Source organism: Pontibacillus salipaludis (assembly GCF_014642405.1).
GTDB lineage: Bacteria > Bacillota > Bacilli > Bacillales > BH030062 > Pontibacillus > Pontibacillus salipaludis.
Genome location: NZ_BMIN01000026.1, coordinates 33799 through 52101, shown reverse-complemented (window position 1 = coordinate 52101; position 18303 = coordinate 33799). Strand labels below are relative to the sequence as shown.

Annotated in this window: 21 protein-coding genes and 1 rRNA gene; 21 read left to right on the top strand and 1 reads right to left on the bottom strand. The window is 40.0% G+C overall.

The genetic code is table 11. The features are described from left to right. From rrf to rsmI, 12 genes are all read left to right on the top strand, one after another. Window positions 1-109: ribosomal RNA gene (rrf, locus tag IEW76_RS19730) — 5S ribosomal RNA — on the top strand; the annotation flags it as partial. A 132-nt stretch (window positions 110-241) separates the two neighbouring features. Then, a complete protein-coding gene (locus IEW76_RS19725; protein WP_188656087.1) occupies window positions 242-469 on the top strand; it encodes a sigma factor G inhibitor Gin in 228 nt (75 codons plus the stop codon). Between the two features lie 81 nt (window positions 470-550). Beyond that, the gene (locus IEW76_RS19720) at window positions 551-2002 is read left to right on the top strand and encodes an aminotransferase class I/II-fold pyridoxal phosphate-dependent enzyme (protein ID WP_188656086.1); all 1452 of its coding nucleotides are present in this window, start codon (window positions 551-553) and stop codon (window positions 2000-2002) included. A 12-nt stretch (window positions 2003-2014) separates the two neighbouring features. Continuing rightward, the gene (gene tmk / locus IEW76_RS19715) at window positions 2015-2638 is read left to right on the top strand and encodes a dTMP kinase (RefSeq protein WP_188656085.1); all 624 of its coding nucleotides are present in this window, start codon (window positions 2015-2017) and stop codon (window positions 2636-2638) included. A gap of 74 nt (window positions 2639-2712) precedes the next feature. Continuing rightward, the gene (gene darA / locus IEW76_RS19710; protein ID WP_188656084.1) at window positions 2713-3042 is read left to right on the top strand and encodes a cyclic di-AMP receptor DarA; all 330 of its coding nucleotides are present in this window, start codon (window positions 2713-2715) and stop codon (window positions 3040-3042) included. A gap of 17 nt (window positions 3043-3059) precedes the next feature. Further along, window positions 3060-3500: a YaaR family protein gene (locus tag IEW76_RS19705; protein WP_188656083.1), complete on the top strand. Its 441-nt coding sequence runs from the start codon at window positions 3060-3062 to the stop codon at window positions 3498-3500. A 13-nt stretch (window positions 3501-3513) separates the two neighbouring features. Next, the gene (gene holB, locus IEW76_RS19700; RefSeq protein ID WP_188656082.1) at window positions 3514-4500 is read left to right on the top strand and encodes a DNA polymerase III subunit delta'; all 987 of its coding nucleotides are present in this window, start codon (window positions 3514-3516) and stop codon (window positions 4498-4500) included. Window positions 4501-4504: 4 nt separating this feature from the next. Next, window positions 4505-5332 (top strand): PSP1 domain-containing protein, encoded by an 828-nt coding sequence (locus IEW76_RS19695; RefSeq protein ID WP_188656081.1) that lies wholly within the window; start codon window positions 4505-4507, stop codon window positions 5330-5332. A gap of 16 nt (window positions 5333-5348) precedes the next feature. Further along, the gene (gene yabA, locus IEW76_RS19690; protein WP_036787251.1) at window positions 5349-5696 is read left to right on the top strand and encodes a DNA replication initiation control protein YabA; all 348 of its coding nucleotides are present in this window, start codon (window positions 5349-5351) and stop codon (window positions 5694-5696) included. A 70-nt stretch (window positions 5697-5766) separates the two neighbouring features. Next, window positions 5767-6510 (top strand): tRNA1(Val) (adenine(37)-N6)-methyltransferase, encoded by a 744-nt coding sequence (locus IEW76_RS19685; protein WP_188656080.1) that lies wholly within the window; start codon window positions 5767-5769, stop codon window positions 6508-6510. Next, a complete protein-coding gene (locus IEW76_RS19680) occupies window positions 6500-6802 on the top strand; it encodes a GIY-YIG nuclease family protein (RefSeq protein ID WP_188656079.1) in 303 nt (100 codons plus the stop codon). The genes IEW76_RS19685 and IEW76_RS19680 overlap by 11 nt, the downstream gene beginning before the upstream one ends. Next, window positions 6771-7643 carry a 16S rRNA (cytidine(1402)-2'-O)-methyltransferase gene (gene rsmI / locus IEW76_RS19675; protein ID WP_188656078.1) on the top strand — a complete coding sequence of 291 codons (873 nt, stop codon included), beginning with the start codon at window positions 6771-6773 and terminating at the stop codon, window positions 7641-7643. Before IEW76_RS19680 ends, rsmI begins: the two co-directional genes overlap by 32 nt. A gap of 54 nt (window positions 7644-7697) precedes the next feature. On the opposite strand, the gene abrB is transcribed toward rsmI, so the two are convergent. Then, window positions 7698-7985 carry a transition state genes transcriptional regulator AbrB gene (gene abrB, locus IEW76_RS19670; protein WP_371825466.1) on the bottom strand — a complete coding sequence of 96 codons (288 nt, stop codon included), beginning with the start codon at window positions 7983-7985 and terminating at the stop codon, window positions 7698-7700. 612 nt (window positions 7986-8597) lie between these two features. Between abrB and metG the strand changes: the two genes are divergently transcribed. The 9 genes from metG (at window position 8598) to ispE (ending at window position 18252) form a co-directional block, all read left to right on the top strand. After that, entirely contained in the window at window positions 8598-10556 is a 1959-nt protein-coding gene (gene metG / locus IEW76_RS19665) for a methionine--tRNA ligase (protein WP_188656077.1), read from the top strand. A 426-nt stretch (window positions 10557-10982) separates the two neighbouring features. Then, complete coding sequence (locus IEW76_RS19660) at window positions 10983-11753, top strand: TatD family hydrolase (protein WP_188656076.1); 771 nt, start codon at window positions 10983-10985, stop codon at window positions 11751-11753. A gap of 208 nt (window positions 11754-11961) precedes the next feature. Next, the gene (locus IEW76_RS19655; RefSeq protein ID WP_188656075.1) at window positions 11962-13173 is read left to right on the top strand and encodes a G5 and 3D domain-containing protein; all 1212 of its coding nucleotides are present in this window, start codon (window positions 11962-11964) and stop codon (window positions 13171-13173) included. A 234-nt stretch (window positions 13174-13407) separates the two neighbouring features. Further along, the gene (gene rnmV / locus IEW76_RS19650; RefSeq protein ID WP_188656074.1) at window positions 13408-13965 is read left to right on the top strand and encodes a ribonuclease M5; all 558 of its coding nucleotides are present in this window, start codon (window positions 13408-13410) and stop codon (window positions 13963-13965) included. Next, window positions 13962-14840: a 16S rRNA (adenine(1518)-N(6)/adenine(1519)-N(6))-dimethyltransferase RsmA gene (rsmA, locus tag IEW76_RS19645; protein WP_188656073.1), complete on the top strand. Its 879-nt coding sequence runs from the start codon at window positions 13962-13964 to the stop codon at window positions 14838-14840. The genes rnmV and rsmA overlap by 4 nt, the downstream gene beginning before the upstream one ends. Window positions 14841-14905: 65 nt before the next feature. Then, on the top strand, window positions 14906-15802 hold the full coding sequence (gene yabG, locus IEW76_RS19640; RefSeq protein ID WP_188656072.1) for a sporulation peptidase YabG: 897 nt from the start codon (window positions 14906-14908) through the stop codon (window positions 15800-15802). Between the two features lie 323 nt (window positions 15803-16125). Next, the gene (gene veg, locus IEW76_RS19635) at window positions 16126-16392 is read left to right on the top strand and encodes a biofilm formation stimulator Veg (RefSeq protein ID WP_036787229.1); all 267 of its coding nucleotides are present in this window, start codon (window positions 16126-16128) and stop codon (window positions 16390-16392) included. Window positions 16393-16570: 178 nt separating this feature from the next. Then, window positions 16571-16750 (top strand): small, acid-soluble spore protein, alpha/beta type, encoded by a 180-nt coding sequence (locus IEW76_RS19630; protein WP_188656071.1) that lies wholly within the window; start codon window positions 16571-16573, stop codon window positions 16748-16750. A gap of 632 nt (window positions 16751-17382) precedes the next feature. Then, window positions 17383-18252 (top strand): 4-(cytidine 5'-diphospho)-2-C-methyl-D-erythritol kinase, encoded by an 870-nt coding sequence (gene ispE, locus IEW76_RS19625; RefSeq protein WP_188656070.1) that lies wholly within the window; start codon window positions 17383-17385, stop codon window positions 18250-18252. The last annotated feature ends 51 nt before the right edge of the window (window positions 18253-18303 follow it).

Sequence of the window (18303 nt, the reverse complement as noted above, 5' to 3'; positions counted from 1 at the left end):
GTTTTGGCGAAGAGGTCACACCTGTTCCCATGCCGAACACAGAAGTTAAGCTCTTCAGCGCCGATGGTAGTCGGGGTTTCACCCCCGCAAGAGTAGGACGCCGCCATGCAACGTAACCTCAAAGGATCATATCCTTTGAGGTTTTTTGTGTAGGGAAAAGTGAACGTACAAACACGAAATACCCTCTTCTATCGTACATTATGAAGCACATAGTTATTTCATTTTGTATAAAAAAAGGTACATGGGAAACAATACTAGTACGGAGGTGGAGAATGTGAGGGAAGAACAATTAATCTATGAAACTTGTGGAGTGTGTGATTGCAAAAGAAAGCATGGGATCCACTTATACAACCTATTTATTTGTAGGGACTGTGAAAAGGAAATTATACAAACAGCACCGGAAGATCAGCAATATCATTATTTCTTAAAGAAACTAAAGAATATAACCCAAACGAAGCAATTTTCATAGTATAGTGATAGAAAGGTGTTTAAAAAGGAAGCGGTTTTCCTTTTTAGCACCTTTTTTTATACATATAACAGGAGGATCATTATGTCGCAATCACAAACCCCTTTATACTCAGCACTAGTAGAAATGGCTAAAAGACCTCATTATTCTATGCATGTTCCAGGTCATAAGAATGGAACTGTATTTCCAAATACGGGAAAGCAGTTGTTTAAGGACATCTTGACTATAGATATGACAGAAATCACAGGACTAGATGATCTCCATCAACCGGAGGGGATCATTGAGAGAGCACAACATTTAGCTACTGAGTGGTTTAGAACTAGAGCTTCCTATTTCTTAGTTGGGGGCAGTACTTCTGGGAATCTCGCTATGATTCTAGCAGCCCAAAAGAAAGGGAGGCCTTTTTTAGTGCAACGCAACAGTCATAAATCCATCATCCATGCATTAGAATTGTCAGGATCTAAACCCATTTTTATTTCTCCTCAGTATGAAGAGAAATATGAACGCTTTACAGGTGTTCATAAAGAAGATATAAAGAAGGCGCTTAACATGCATCCTAGTGTTTCTGGCATCATATTAACGTATCCTGATTATTATGGACGTACGACTCACATGAAAGAAATTATTGATCTTGCTCATTCTTATAATGTACCCGTTTTAGTTGATGAGGCTCATGGTGTCCACTTTTCACTATCTTATCCTTTAATACCTAAATCCTCTCTTGATTTGGGTGCTGACGTAGTGGTGCAATCCGCTCATAAAATGGCTCCAGCTATGACAATGGGGGCGTATCTTCATTTAAATTCCGATCGGGTTGATCGAAGGGAAATCATTCACTACTTGCAGGTTTTTCAATCAAGCAGCCCCTCGTATCCAATATTAGCTTCATTAGATTTAGCAAGATATTTTCTGGCTACCTATTCTAAGGAGGATCTTCAAACAAGTATAGATTGGATTGCTAAACTGCGTTCATCTTTGTCTAATGGTTTGTTATGGACACTTGTGCCTTTAGAAGAGGGAGTAGATGATCCGTTTAAGTTAACGCTTCGTATTCATGATGAAGTCGATCCCAAAATCGTAGCTTCTTATTTAGAGAAAGAGGGGCTCTATCCTGAACTAGTAGAAAATCAACATATCCTATTCACGTTAGCACTAACGCCTCATTACTCAACAGATCAATTGAAAAGTATATTTAGAAAAGTAGAGTCTAAATTAAAAACCAAGTTAGAATTTAACCGTGCTACAATGGAGAGAGTCACTTCTCCTGTGTTGGAGAGGATCCAGTCAAATCCTTACTCTTATCATGAACTAGATAGTATGAATCAAGAATTTGTGCACTGGCAAGATAGTATTGGACGAGTAGCAAGCGCTTCTGTTACTCCGTATCCCCCTGGGATTCCATTAATCATGAAGGGAGAGCGCATTCAAAGAGAACACATAGATCGGATCGTCGATCTAGTGAGACAAGATAAACATATTCAAACGAATGAACCTTTCTATCAGAAAGGGATGCACGTTTATATAGAAAGAGAATAAAGGAGAATGAATGTGGAAGGAACATTTATTACATTTGAAGGTGGAGAGGGAGCTGGCAAATCAACAGTATTGAAAGCCGTAGGTGAACGCCTCCTTAATGAAGGACATGACGTTGTGATGACCAGAGAACCAGGAGGAATTGATATTGCTGAAAAAATTCGCCAGGTCATACTCAACCCGACACACACCACAATGGATGGTCGAACAGAAGCTTTATTATATGCTGCTGCTAGAAGACAGCATCTGGTAGAAAAGGTTATACCAGCCTTGGAAGAAGGAAAGATCGTACTTTGTGATCGTTTTATTGATAGCAGCCTGGCTTACCAAGGCCATGCAAGAGGCTTAGGGATGGAAGAAGTGCTACGTATCAATGAATTTGCTATCGAGGGGTACATGCCTCATTTGACGTTATTTTTTGATATTTCACCCGAAAGAGGATTAGAGCGGATTGATCAGAATAAAGGTAGAGAACAAAACCGTTTAGATTTAGAACACATCAAATTCCATCATACGGTCTATGAAGCTTACCAGTGGCTACTTCATAAGTTTCCAAATCGAATTCAAACTATAGATGCAGACCATACGTTAGAGGTTGTTATAGAAGATGCATTTCGAAAAGTTTCTTCCGCTATTTAACAGATGGTCTTCGTAACTTGATAAATTCTTGTTATAATAAGGTACAAATGGGTTTTAATAAGGAGGATATCGTCATGAAAATGATTGTGGCGGTTATACAAGATAAAGATAGCAATCGGTTAACGAACGCATTAGCTGATCACCAGTATAAAACGACCAAATTATCCACTACGGGTGGTTTTCTAAAAGAAGGCAATACAACTCTAATGATTGGCTGCGAGGATCATCATGTTGATGGTGTATTAGATATTATTCGTGATAATTGTAGTCAACGTGAACAAATGGTTGCACCTATTTCCCCTATGGGAGGGAATGCAGATTCCTATATACCGAAGCCTGTTAAGGTGGAAGTAGGCGGAGCTACTGTTTTCGTGCTGCCTGTGGAATCTTTTTTTCAATTTTAGCATAGGGGGATGATGGTATGAAGATCGGTCAAGACTTAAGGTCACAGCTTGATTCAGCTCAAAAAAATATAAGGCCGAATTCTACTGGCCCCCAAGGCTTTGGTCAGATGGTACAATCTGAATCACAAAAGATGCGTCAGCAGGAATTGCATCGCCTTATGGGAGATATTACGAAACAGGGAGAGAAAGTTGCTCGCTTTCGTTCTTTCAAAGATTTAGCCAAGTATAAGCGACTTGTAAAATCATTTGTACAAGAATCTGTTCAGTATGGGATGGACTTAAAACAATCCCATAGTTGGAGTATGGACGGTCAGAGCCGAAAACTCACAATTGTGCAGTCTGTAGATGATAAGTTAGCGGAATTAACCGATGAAGTCATGAATCAAGAGAAGAAGTCCATTGATGTATTAGGCATTATTGGAGAAATAAAAGGACTATTAGTGAACTTATATATGTAAGGTAGTGACAGTAATGAACAAGTGGGCCGATATGATCGAAATTCAGCCTATGGTTACAAAAATGTTAACCAATAGTATTCAAAAAGATCGCATCTCTCACGCTTATTTATTTCAAGGCTCAAAGGGGACGGGGAAGCTAGCAATGAGTTTATTATTTGCAAAAAGCTTCTTCTGTCGCTTTCGGGAAGGCGTGGAACCTTGCCAGACCTGTAAAGATTGTATCCGAATTGACTCTGGTAATCATCCTGATGTACACGTTATACAGCCAGAAGGACAATCAATTAAGAAAGAACAAATTCTTCATTTACAAAAAGAGTTCACCTATACTGGATTAGAGTCAAATCAAAAGGTATACATTGTAGAAGATGCAGATAAAATGACAGCTAATGCCTCTAATAGATTATTGAAGTTTCTAGAAGAACCAAATCGTCAAACGGTAGCAATGCTCTTAACAGAAAACGGGCAAGCACTTTTAGACACAATTCGCTCTAGGTGTCAGATTATGGCGTTTCAGCCGCTCAATACAGAAAATGTGACAAAGCGCCTGATCGAAGAGGGTGTTTCCGAGTCTTCAGCTCGTTTACTAAGTGCCTTAACGAATAATATAGATGGTGCGCTCGAGATGAATCGTGATGACTGGTTTGCGAACGCGAGAAAGTTAGTGATACAATTAATTGAAGTCCTTCAGGAAAAACCCAGTGAGGCTTTATTATTCGTGAACAATCAATGGATGCCTCATTTTAAAGACCGGGATGCTTTGAACCAAGGTTTAGATCTTCTTTCCTTATGGTTTAAGGATTTAGTGTACGAACATGTCGGTATGGAGTCATCTATTGTTTTTATTACAGAAAGGGAGCGCATTCGTACAAGCTCCTATACATGGTCCAAGCAATTCGCAACAAATGCTCTGACCACTATTTTAGAGGCAAAACGTAAGCTAATCTCAAATGTTCACCCAACCCTGGTGATGGAACAACTCACGCTTCAAATACAGAGGTGATTGAATGGTTGAAGTAGTTGGTGTACGTTTCAAACAGGCGGGAAAGATTTATTATTTCGATCCGGATACTTACCAAATTACAGACGACGATTATGTAATAGTTGAAACCGTACGAGGAATTGAGTTCGGTAAAGTTGTGATTTCGAGTAAACAAGTGGATGAAGAAGATATTGTCTTACCGCTTAAGAAAGTCATCCGAATTGCGGATGAAAAAGATAAGTTAGTTGTAACAGAGAACAAACAGAATGCGAAAGAAGCATTTAACGTTTGTTCTGATAAGATTATACAACATAAGCTAGATATGAAGCTTGTTGATGTGGAATATACATTTGATCGAAATAAAGTAATCTTCTATTTTACGGCTGACGGTCGTGTAGACTTCCGTAATCTTGTGAAAGATCTGGCGTCTGTGTTTAAAACACGGATTGAGTTGCGTCAAATTGGCGTACGTGACGAGGCGAAAATGTTAGGTGGCATAGGTCCATGTGGCCGAATGTTGTGTTGTTCTACCTTTTTGGGGGATTTTGAACCGGTTTCCATAAAGATGGCTAAAGATCAAAATCTATCGCTTAATCCTGCGAAAATTTCAGGCTTATGTGGTCGCCTTATGTGCTGTTTGAAATATGAGAACGATGATTATGAAACAGCTAAAAAAGAACTTCCGGATATTGGAGAAGATATCAGGACACCACAAGGCCCCGGCAAGGTCGTTGGCTTAAACATCCTTGAACGTGTCATTCAAATAGAAATCCCTGATCAAGAACGAGTTATTGAATATACACTAGAAGAACTCATTCAAGAAGGTGCAGTACCAACGCAAGCCACAGAATAATGGGGTGGATGTAAGCGTGAATAAAAAAGAAATTTTTGAACAAGTATCACATATGGAAGAGCAAATCGGACAACTCTATCAACAATTAGGGGATCTTAAAAAGCAACTGGTGGAGCTGTTGGAAGAGAATCAACATCTATCCGTAGAGAACCACCACCTAAGGCAGCGTCTTGAGCAAGATCATGAACATTCTGAACAAAGCGAGTCAAAACAATCCGAAGCAAAGGGAGCTTTGGTTGGTGAAGGATATGATAATCTCGCTCGTTTGTACGAAGAGGGATTCCATATCTGCAACCTCCATTTTGGGAGTCCCAGGGATGAAGATTGCTTATTTTGCCTATCATTTTTAAATAAAAAGAAGTAATGTTAGAGGCTGTTCAATATGGACAGCCTCTCTATTTATCTTTACGGATGAATGAGGGAGTGAATGATCCATGGTGGAATTACATGGAGATGAGAGAATTGACTATTTATTAGCGGAAGAAAATTTACGTATCATCCAAAGTTCGAGTGTTTTCGCCTTTTCATTGGATGCTGTTTTACTAGCTAAATTTACGTATGTCCCTATTAAGAGGGGGAATATATTGGACTTATGTACAGGCAATGGTGTTATCCCTTTCTTTCTAAGTAATCGTTCAAGAGCTACTATTACAGGTGTGGAATTACAAGAGCGTTTATATGATATGGCGCTCCGAAATACAAAGCTGAATGAATTAGAGGATCAAGTTCATTTTATTCATGGGGATCTTAAAGACATGCCGAAGACTTTGGGGAATGGTAAGTTCGATTTAGTTACTTGTAACCCTCCTTATTTTCCTACCCCAAAAGAGGATTACAAGAATGAGAATGAACACTTAGCGATTGCTCGCCATGAGATTTATTGTACATTAGAAGATGTCGTATGGTCTTGCAGCCGCTTAACGAAATCAGGTGGGAAGGTCTCAATGGTGCATCGTCCGGGACGACTGCCTGACTTGATTACTCTGTTTCGAAAGTATCAGATCGAACCTAAGCGCATCCAGCTAGTGTACCCTAAGCCTGGCAAAGAGGCGAACATGGTATTAATTGAAGGTACCCGAGATGGGAAACCAGATCTGAGAGTCCTCCCTCCTCTTTATATTTATCAGGAAAACGGGCTTTACTCAGATGAGATGAGGAACATTCTTTATGGGAACTGATGAACATGTAGTGTACATGCTTCGATGCAAGGATGCTACAATCTACACAGGGTACACGAATGACTTAGTGAAACGCTTGAGTTTGCATGAATCTGGAAAGGGAGCGAAATATACAAGAGGCAGAGGTCCGTTTAGTCTCGTTTATTGTGCTCAATATTCAACCAAACGTGAAGCGATGCAAGAAGAATATCGAATTAAACGACTGACACGCTCTCAAAAGGAGCGTCTTATTCATTCAGGTCAGAAAGGTATGGCAAATCATGAAGATTCAAAAGAGCTTCCAAACTCGTGAAGATCATCAGGGAGAGTTGTACATTGTCCCGACACCGATTGGCAATTTAGAAGACATTACTTATAGGGCTTTACGTATTCTAAGTGAAGTAGATGAAATAGCAGCAGAAGATACAAGGCAGACGAAGAAGTTGTTAACACACTTTGATTTGCATACGCCTCTCACAAGTTATCATGAACACAATAAATACAACCGGGAAGATTACTTATTACATGCTTTACAAAGCGGAAAGAAAATAGCTATTGTAAGTGATGCAGGTATGCCAGGGGTGTCTGATCCTGGTTTTGAGATAGTAAAGCGGGCTATTGAAGAAGACATTTCAGTCGTTGTGCTCCCTGGTGCTAATGCTGCGCTTTGTGCATTAGTAGGTTCTGGGTTAGACACGACACGATTCTCTTTTTATGGTTTTTTGCCTCGCAAGAAAAAGGAGCGCAAAGAAGAATTAGAGAGGTTAAGTAAGGATGCAGGTACATTGGTGTTTTACGAATCACCTCATCGGTTAAAGGAAATGCTTAAGGCTCTGCAAGAAGAATTCGGAGATCGCCAAGTTGTATTAGCTCGTGAACTGACTAAGAAGTATGAGGAATACATTAGGGGAACAGCTTCTGAGGTATTAGAATGGGCACATACAGAGCAAGTGCGTGGGGAATTTTGTATCATTGTAGAAGGCAGGCAGAGTCAAGAAGTAGAGAGTGAGTCGAACTGGTGGGATGAGCTATCACTTGTAGAGCATGTAGAGCAATATGTTGAACGAGGCCAATCGTCAAAGGCAGCTATTAAACAAGTTTCTGTTGACCGAAAGATATCTAAAAGAGAGGTTTACCAAGCTTATCATACGTAATAAAAAAACCCCCGCTTAATGCGGGGGTTTGTCGTCTCTTTTTTTATCTCTTTATTAGTCTACTTTGTTATTTAAGCTATTTTGAATTTCGCCCATTAATTCTTTTGCACCTTCTGGGCTAAGAACTAATTTTCCATTCGCAAGGCTCATGTTGTTCTCAGAAACCTCACCTGTAACATGACAAGTCATGTTAGGCTTATATTTCTTTAGTACGATGCGGTCGTCATCTACATAGATTTCTAGAGCATCTTTTTCGTTGATTCCAAGAGTACGGCGTAATTCGATTGGAATTACTACGCGCCCCAGTTCGTCTACCTTACGTACAATACCAGTTGATTTCATGTGTATTGCTCCTCTCACTCAAAAATATTTTCTTTATCTTCGTCATGTTTCGACATTCTATACCTCATATAGTACCAGTGTTTCCCATGGATGTCAATTCTTTTATTTGCCAAATCCAACAAAAAATTAACAAATATAGAGCAGGTGAATACTGGTTCAGGAGAATTTTCTTAAAGCTGTTATTGTTTCTTAACTTTTTCAATTAAAAGGAAATGCTTTCGCATACAGCTACTACACTTTTCGACATTATACGACCTTTTTAGGGGGTTGAAAAGAAAAAAGATGTAACTGAAATTCACCTCCTTTAAATGGAAAGAGAGGAACTTATATAAAACTATACCCGCGGGAATTTAACCTCAACCAAAAGGCTTATTGTTTAGTGAAAAATGTATTGTTGAATACTTTGTAAATAAGCTCCTCATTTACCAGAATTCCATTATTTAAGTCTATCTCTTGATTTAATAAGCACTGATTTTGTATAGTTTTTTGTTAGGAATGGAAATAATGCTTATGAACCGATAAAATAGAGGGTATGCATGAACTAGTTATTTAAAGTGATTTCTCTCGTTAGTTTGAGAGTTGTATTACATATATTTAATAGGAGGGAATTCCATGACGGAAGAAAACAAGACCTTTTATATCACCACGCCGATCTACTATCCTAGTGGGAATCTGCACATCGGTCACGCCTACACTACAGTAGCAGGTGATGCGATTGCACGTTATAAACGATTACAAGGTTACGATGTTATGTACTTAACAGGTACTGATGAACATGGACAAAAAATTCAACGGAAAGCTGATGAACAAGGAGTGACTCCTCAAGCTTACGTAGACAATATTGTGAGTGGGATTCAGAGTTTATGGGATAAGATGGACATCTCTATTGATGATTTTATTCGTACAACAGAGAAACGCCACACAGATGTGGTTGAAAAGATTTTTAATCGACTTCTTGAAAAAGGTGATATCTACCTTGATGAATATGAGGGCTGGTATTGTACATCCTGTGAATCATTCTTTACAGAGCGTCAGTTAGATGATGGGCATTGTCCTGATTGCGGTAATAAAGTAGAGAAAGTAAAAGAAGAATCTTATTTCTTCAAGATGAGTAAGTACGTTGATGACTTATTAAAATTTTACGAAGATAACCCTCATTTCATTCAACCTGAGAGCAGAAAGAATGAAATGATTAATAACTTTATTAAGCCGGGTCTTGAAGACTTAGCGATTTCTCGTACAACCTTCGACTGGGGGGTTAAAGTACCTGGAGATCCAAAGCACGTTATTTATGTTTGGATTGATGCTTTAAGTAATTATATTACTGCATTAGGTTACGGAACAGATCATGATCAACGTTATCAAAAATACTGGCCTGCTAATGTCCACTTAATGAGTAAGGAAATTGTTCGTTTCCACACCATTTATTGGCCAATTATGTTAATGGCTCTCGATTTACCATTACCAAAGCAGGTATTCGCTCATGGCTGGATCCTTATGAAGGATGGGAAAATGTCGAAATCAAAAGGGAACGTAGTAGACCCTGTTGATTTAATTGATCGTTATGGTTTAGATTCCCTACGTTACTACTTGCTTCGTGAAGTGCCGTTTGGTTCGGACGGAGTCTTCACTCCAGAAGGATTTGTGGAACGCACGAACTATGATTTAGCAAATGACCTTGGTAACCTTCTAAACCGTACAGTTGCTATGATTAGTAAATACTTTGATGGGGAGATTCCAGCTTTCAGCGCCAGCGAAGAAGATGTTGACGTTGAGTTAGAGACTTTCGCTAAAGAAACAAGAGAGAAAGTTGAACATGCGATGGATCATATGGAGTTCTCCGTTGCCCTTTCAAACCTTTGGGCGTTTATAAGTCGTACGAATAAGTACATTGATGAGACTACACCTTGGGTTCTTGCTAAAGATGAGGCTAAGAAAGATCGTTTAGGTAACGTGATGGCTCATTTAGCCGAATCTCTTCGCCACATTGCAGTTATGCTTCAACCGTTCATGACTAGAACACCTAAGCTTATGTTTGAGCAACTAGGTATTGAAGATGAGCGCTTCGCAGAATGGGGAAGTCTTGATACCGTGGGCATGATTCCTGAAGGTACGACAGTGCAAAAAGGTCAGCCAATCTTCCCTCGTCTTGAGACTGAAGAAGAAACGCAGATCATTAAGAATATGATGAAAGGCGGCACTCCTGCTCCTGAAGAGGAAGCGGAAGAGAAAGAAGAAGAAGCCGAAGAAATTGGAATAGATGATTTCTTAAAGGTTGATCTACGAGTCGCTGAAGTTGTAGAGGCAGATAAGCATCCTAAAGCAGACAAGCTACTTCGTTTACAGCTTGATCTAGGGAATGAGCAACGCCAGGTTGTTTCTGGAATAGCAAAGCATTATGCTCCTGAAGATTTAATCGGAAGAAAGGTAATCTGTGTAACGAACCTTAAACCTGTAAAGTTACGTGGAGAACTATCCCAAGGCATGGTGTTAGCTGGAGAAGACGAAGAAGGAACTCTATCACTCGCTTCAGTTGATCAAAACCTTCCAAACGGAACACAAGTTAAATAAAATGAAGGGTACTCTATGGTATAGAGTACCCTTTTTATATGGAAGACTAGAAGCTGAAATATAAAGATGGAGAAAGGTTTCCGTCAGCTTTAATGGAGCGGAAGGTGGGCCTCGAAATCACTCGCTTTCCGCGGCCCCATACGACGTGGGGTCGTTCGACGTTGGCTATTGACGTGACGATTTTAGTCGAACTTCCTCTATCTTTTAACAGCCTCCTCGGGAAAGCCACCCTGCGGGGTCTCGTCTACCTCTTTCTCCCGCAGGAAAGCGAGTTGTCCCCAAGCATGCCCATCCACTTTTCTGGTAACGGACCTATCCTGAACATACCCCAGTAATTAAATATGAATAGTGAAGTGTGATAATTTTGAACACATATGGACTGGTGTTACAATACAACTAAAAGAACCAAATAAAGGAGTCAATGACATGCTGTTTGATACACACGTGCATTTAAATGCTAGACAATTTGATGAAGATCGAGAAGAAGTCATTAAGCGAGCCCATGAAGCAGGGGTTGAATATATGGTCGTTGTAGGGTTTGACCGGGAAACGATTCCATTAGCTATTGAAATTGCTGAATCTCATGACAACATTTATGCTGCTGTTGGTTGGCACCCTGTAGATGCGATTGACATGGAAGAATCGGATTTAGACTGGATTAAAGAACTTTCTGCACACCCAAAGGTTGTGGCGATAGGTGAGATGGGATTAGATTATCATTGGGACAAATCTCCGGTGGATGTACAAAAAGAGGTATTCCGAAAGCAAATTGAACTTGCGAAAAAAGTTCAAATGCCTATTATTATTCACAACCGTGAAGCCACACAAGATATCGTGGATATTCTAAAAGAGGAGAATGCAGGAGAAGTTGGAGGCATCATGCATTGTTACAGCGGTTCTGTTGAAATCGCCAGAGAATGTATAGAAATGAACTTCTACATCTCTTTAGGTGGCCCTGTTACTTTTAAGAATGCTAAGAAACCAAAAGAAGTAGCAGAAGCTATTGACCTTGATCATCTATTAGTAGAGACAGATTGTCCGTTTCTTGCCCCACATCCAAATCGCGGAACTCGTAACGAACCAGCTTACGTTAAACTTGTTGCGGAGCAAGTGGCTGAATTAAAAGGAATTTCGCTCGAAGAAGTTGGACAAACAACGACAAGAAATGCCTTTAAACTATTTAAACTTGACCAATAAAATGGAAAAGCATAAAATAACGGAAAAATCGTGGCAGAATTTGTACACATCTGTCGCGATTTTTCCGTTTCTTTTTGAAAATGGAGCAGGTATAGTAAAGGGAGCCAAGGTGGTTATATGGGTGCTTTTACCATTTCTGCTGCTAATAATTTGACAGATGTTGGTGCGGTGGATATAATACACTGCGTAGAAAAAAGGAGGCAGAAGCGTGAAAAAATTAATCGCGTTGGTCGCAAGTGCCGTTATGTTTTTTGCCTTACTTGGGAGCTTAGGGTTTGAATCCACAAAGGCGGAAGTACAATTGAGCACAGAAAAAGAGACGAAATCCGTGCGTACTCATGCTAGTACAGTGGAAGACCTTTTGAATGACCAAGGAATAAAAGTGGAACCACATGATGATTTATCACACAACCTTGACGATACAATTACCACAGGAATGAAAATAGACTATCAATCTGCTAAACAAGTTATTGTGAAAGTAGATGATAAAACCAAACAATATTACACTACAGCTGATACAGTCCAACAACTATTCAAAGCAGAAGGCATCTCTATTAAAGAACGAGATGAAGTGTCTCATGAACAGGCATCCTCCATTCAAGACGGCATGGAGATTCAGGTTCAAAAGGCATTTAAGGTCGCTTTAAATGATGGTGGTGAAACTTCTAAAGTCTGGACGACGGCAAACACCGTAAGTGATTTCCTAAAACAGCAGAAGATCTCTCTTAATGAGCTTGATCGATTAGAACAAGAAGATAAGGCTTCATTGTCATACGAGCAAAATGAAGTTACGATCACTCGCGTAGAGAAGGTTACAGATGTTATAGAAGAACAGGTGGACTATGCAGTCGTCAAACGTAACGACAAATCCTTGTCTAAGGGGAAAGAAAAGGTCGTTCAAGACGGTGAAGAGGGCCAAGTTGTAAAGCACTACGAAGTCACATTAGAAAATGGCGAAGAAGTAGAGCGAAAGCTTATAAAAGAAGAGAATAAGAAAGATAGCAAAGATAAAATTGTTGCTGTTGGGACTAAAGTTCAGCAAGTTCAACAGGCTCAGCCATCTCAACAAGCACAATCTCAACAAACGCAATCTCAACCTTCCCGTAGTAACAACTCATCGGGAGTACAAAAAACATTATACATGCAAGCAACAGCTTATACAGCTTACTGCACAGGGTGTAGTGGTGTAACATCAACAGGAATAAACCTACGTGCTAACCCAAATCAAAAGGTTATTGCCGTTGACCCTAATGTAATTCCATTAGGATCAAAAGTTTGGGTTGAAGGGTATGGTTATGCAATAGCGGGAGACCAAGGCTCAGCAATTAAGGGAAATCGCATTGATCTATTTATGTCTAATAAAAGTGCTGCCTTAGGTTATGGTCGCCGAAGTGTGCAAGTTAAAGTGTATGGTAAGTAAAGCAGAGGATTATACCTCTGCTTTTTTTATTGAAATGCTTAGTATGTATGTATCCATATTATATGCTCCTTATTATCATTTTCTCCTTTTGTCGAACAAAAAAATTAAAGTATTCTAAAAATTGTTTCACGTGAATCATTTTGTCTAAACATGGGAGAGGACAAACAGATTGTGTTTTATTTTAATGCATGGACGTGTTATAACTAGGAAAGATACCGTAATCGGGAGGATACAATGATTATAAAAGAAGTAATTGTGGTTGAAGGAAGAGATGATACCGTCAACATAAAACGAGCAGTAGAAGCGGATACCATTGAAACCAATGGTTCTGCTGTTAACGAAGATACGATTACAAAGATTCGCCATGCCCAGGAAAAACGGGGAGTTATTATCTTCACAGATCCAGACTCTCCTGGAGAGCGAATCCGGACAATTGTTTCTCAGTCTGTACCGGGATGTAAACATGCTTTCTTACCTAAAGAACAAGCATTAGCTAAACATAGCAAAGGGGTTGGTGTGGAGCATGCCACACCTGAAGATATTCGAGAAGCCTTAAAGAATGTTTATAGTGTAACGGATACCTATGAAACGTTCATAGAACAAGCGGATTTGGTTCATTATGGTCTCCTTGGAGGTAAGGGTGCTAAAGCGAGACGCGAACAGTTAGGGAAAAATTTAAAGATTGGTTACACAAATGGAAAGCAGTTATATAAACGTCTTGTGATGTTTCAGATTACAAGAGAAGAATTTATTGCAGCGATGGAAGTTATTATTCAGGAGGAAGAAGAATGAGTGATTATAAAGCTATAGCAACACCCGTCCGAACGAAGGCTATTTTAGAGAAGTATGGGTTTTCTTTTAAAAAGAGCCTGGGTCAAAACTTCTTAATTGATGCGAATACGTTGGAAAATATCGTGAACCATGCAGGTGTCACAAGAGAAAGTGGTGCTATTGAAATTGGGCCGGGGATCGGTGCTTTAACAGAACAGCTGGCTCGTAAAGCGGATAAGGTACTAGCGTTTGAAATAGATCAACGCCTTTTACCGATTTTAGACGACACTTTACATGACTATGATAATGTATCTGTCATTCACCAGGATATTTTGCAGGCTAATGTTCAAGAGACCATTCGAGAATATTTCAAGGAAGGTCAGCCTGTTCATGTGGTAGCCAATTTACCATACTACATTACAACGCCCATATTGATGAACTTATTAATGGAGCGGTTACCGATTGAGAGCATAACGGTTATGATTCAAAAGGAGGTAGCTGATCGTATGGCAGCTTCCCCAAATAGTAAGGCTTATGGTTCCTTATCCATTGCTGTTCAATATTATACGGAAGCTAAAGTTGTAATGGATGTTCCAAGAACAGTATTTATGCCTCAACCAAATGTTGGATCAGCTGTTCTACGTTTAGCAATGAGAGAGCAACCACCTGTGGTAGTAGACAATGAGCCATTCTTCTTTGATCTTGTTCGGGCTTCGTTTGGCCAGCGTCGTAAAACGATTATGAATAACTTAAGTCGTCATTTTAAAGATCGATTTAGTAAGGATGAAATTAGAGACGTCTTAGAGAAAAGTGAGATTGAAGAAAGACGTAGAGGTGAATCTTTATCTATAGAAGAGTTCGCTCGTTTAGCAAATACATTTTATAGAGCTCTGTAATCGGGCACATTTCCTTTGTTTCCACATAGGCTATTTTAGAATGGTTTGTGTGAGGAGGCAGGAAGATGATAAACAGGGGAGATTTAGTTACACGAACCTCCTACAAACATGATGTTTTATTTCGTGTTCAGGATATTCAAGAGAATAGAGTGCTTTTGTTCGGGGAAGAAATTCGTCTTGAAGCCGATGCTCCGCTGTCTGATTTAGTAAAAGTAAAATCAGATGACCTAAAGCGTCGTAAAAAGGAAGCAAAAGAAAAGGAAGACTATTCCTATCGTTTATTTCGGCAAGATTACCAATTAATGCGCCAGAAGCGCGACTATGAAGCCTCTGGGGGATACCAGCACCAAAATGCGTATTTCCAACTTCCGTCGCGAGTGCTTCACCTAGATGGAGATCGTCTTTATTTAAAAAAGTGCATTGATTTGTACCAACAGCTGGGGTTGCAGGTTCATGGAGTTCATTTAAATGAGAAAGATATGGCACATGAGATTGGGGATTTAATTGATAAAATCAATCCGGATGTTGTCGTCATTACGGGACATGATTCTTATTCGAAAAGTAAAGGGAGTAAGCATGATTTACGGGCTTATAGAAATTCGAAATATTACGCAGAAGCAGTGAGAGAGGCAAGAAGGAAGGTGCCTCACCTTGATCAATTAGTGATCTTTGCAGGTGCTTGTCAGTCTCACTTTGAATCATTAATAAGGGCAGGGGCAAACTTTGCTAGTTCTCCCTCCCGTATTAACATTCACGCCCTTGACCCTGTTTATATCGTTGCTAAGATCAGTTACACCTCTTTTATGGATAAGGTAAATGTATGGGATGTCATTCGAAATACATTAACGGGTGAGAAAGGTCTTGGAGGAGTAGATACAAAGGGTCTTATGAGAACAGGTATGCCGTATGACTCTGAAGATGAAGAAGAACAAGATAACCCGTTTCAACACCCATTATCGTAATGGGTGTTTTTATTTGGTTTTGTTTCTGCAAAATTTCTGACCTAATTTTGAACAAACATGAATAAAAGCTCTGGATTTCTAAAGGTTTTTGAGCTATTTTAAGCCCCATTAAAATAGCGTGACAAAGGGGATGAGAGGGGAGAAACGAGTCGAATCTTGCCATTTTCATACATAATTTTGTCAGATAGAAGAAACACTACAAATAGATGAAAAGAAAAGTTCGTATTTCATTGACATTAAAAATAACATACTGCTATAATATAAAGTTTTATTGACTGAAAAGACAAGCGTGTGTTATAGTATAATTAGTGAGGTGGAGTGTAGTGGCAAAAACGTTAGCAGAAATCAAACAGTCTCTCGATGGGCAAATTGGGAAACGGTTAACATTGAAAGCTAATGGTGGTAGACGTAAAACCATCGAACGAAGTGGTGTATTAGCTGAAACATATCCTTCTGTTTTTATCGTAGAACTTGATCAAGAAGAGAACGCTTATGAACGCGTTTCTTATAGCTATGCTGATGTACTTACTGAAACAGTAGAGCTAAACTTTGGTGAAGATCTAAGCAGAATGATGTTAGGAGAGCAGTAAACCTTGGTTTACTGCTTTTTACTTGTCCTGAAAGAGAACGTAACATAAGCTTCTTCTTGTTTGGTGGGGAAAGCGGTAGCAAAGATTACTTTGATTGCCATTATTCCTCTAGACTACACCATCGGAATATACATATGCTAAGCGTGTCGTTCAAACATAATGAAGGGAGCTGTTTTCCTTGGGTAAACGTCGAGGCTACATGTCTGACAAGCTTAAAGAGGAAATCGCAAAAGAGTTAGGTTTTTACGACACGGTTGAGAAGGAAGGCTGGGGTGGAATTACAGCACGAGATGCTGGAAACATCACCAAACGCGCCATCCAAAAAGCACAAGAACAAATGATGAGGGACAAGTCCTAACGACAGGGGCTTGTCCCCCTTTTTGTTGTGGATCGGACGTTTGGGGATCGGGATTGATCTGTGACTTTTTAAAGTTTTTTGTATACAAAAGGTCATAGATAGAGAAACTCTGTGACCTTTTCAAGAAGTTTATCGAGCGAAAGGTCACAGATTAAGGGGATCACTGACCTTTTAGAGGTATTTTTCAAATGAAACGTCACAGATAATGGTTTTTGCAGTCGCTTGTGCTTTTCGAGGGTGTCTCTCCGGCCCCACACCAGGTGGGTTCGTTCGACGTTGGTTATTGACGTGACGGTCTTAGTCGAACTTCCTCTTTTGCTGACCGACCCGCCTGCGCTTTTCATGATCTAGCTCCGGCTCCTAGCCCCTAGCGAGATAAGACATCTTTTCTCCAAAGGCTAACCGCCTTTTCCGAAAAGCTGTCTTATCCGTACGGGGCTGAACAGTCGCCTGCGCTTTTCTGGATCTAGCTCCGGCGGGTAGGGCCTAGCGCGATAAGCAATCTACTTCCAGTCTGCTAGGCAGACTTGCAGCAGCTTGCTTATCCGTACGGCCCTGACCGACCCGCCTGCGCTTTTCTTTTAATTATGATACAATTTATCCATAATTAATGCGAAGAAGCAGGTGATGGTATGCGTTTTTTGGAGAAGGCGCCGGCTAAGATTAATTTAGCGTTGGATGTTTTGTATAAGCGTCCGGATCAGTATCATGAAGTGGATATGATTATGACGACGATTGATTTGTCTGATCGCATTGAGTTAAGTCCTTTGAGAACTGATGAGATTCTGATTGTTTCGGAAAATCGGTTTGTTCCGAGTGATCATCGTAATCTTGCTTTTCAGGCTGCTCAAGTATTGAAAGATAGGTTTGGCATTAGGGAAGGTGTAGAGATTTATATTGAAAAACAGATTCCTGTAGCTGCTGGTCTTGCGGGTGGTAGTAGTGATGCTGCGGCGGTTCTGAGAGGGTTGAATCGGTTGTGGCAGTTGGAATTAAGTCTGGAAGAATTAGCGGATATTGGGGCTCGTATTGGTTCTGATGTTTCTTTTTGTGTTCATGGAGGGACAGCAAGGGCGACTGGGAGAGGTGAGAAGGTTGAGAAGTTACCTGCTCCGCCGGCTTGCTGGGTTGTGTTAGCCAAGCCAACGATTGGTGTTTCTACTCAAGCCATTTACGAAAATTTAAACTTAGATGAAGCAAGTCATCCTGATATTCCTGCAATGATAGAGGCAATAAAGCGGGAAGATTACCAGGGAATCTGTGATCGAGTTGGTAATGTGTTAGAACCAGTTACAGTTCAATTACACAGTGATGTTCAACAGATTAAAGAACATATGCATGAGTTTGGGGCAGATGCGGTTCTGATGAGCGGAAGTGGACCGACGGTGTTTGGATTGGTACAACACGAATCTCGCGCTCAGCGTATTTATAATGGATTGAGAGGATTTTGTGATGAAGTGTACGTTGTTCGTATGCTTGGTGGGCGAGTTCCCCTTGATTAAACCCGTATAAAACTGTTATATTAAATGAAAATATTCGGTTTTTGAGGTGTG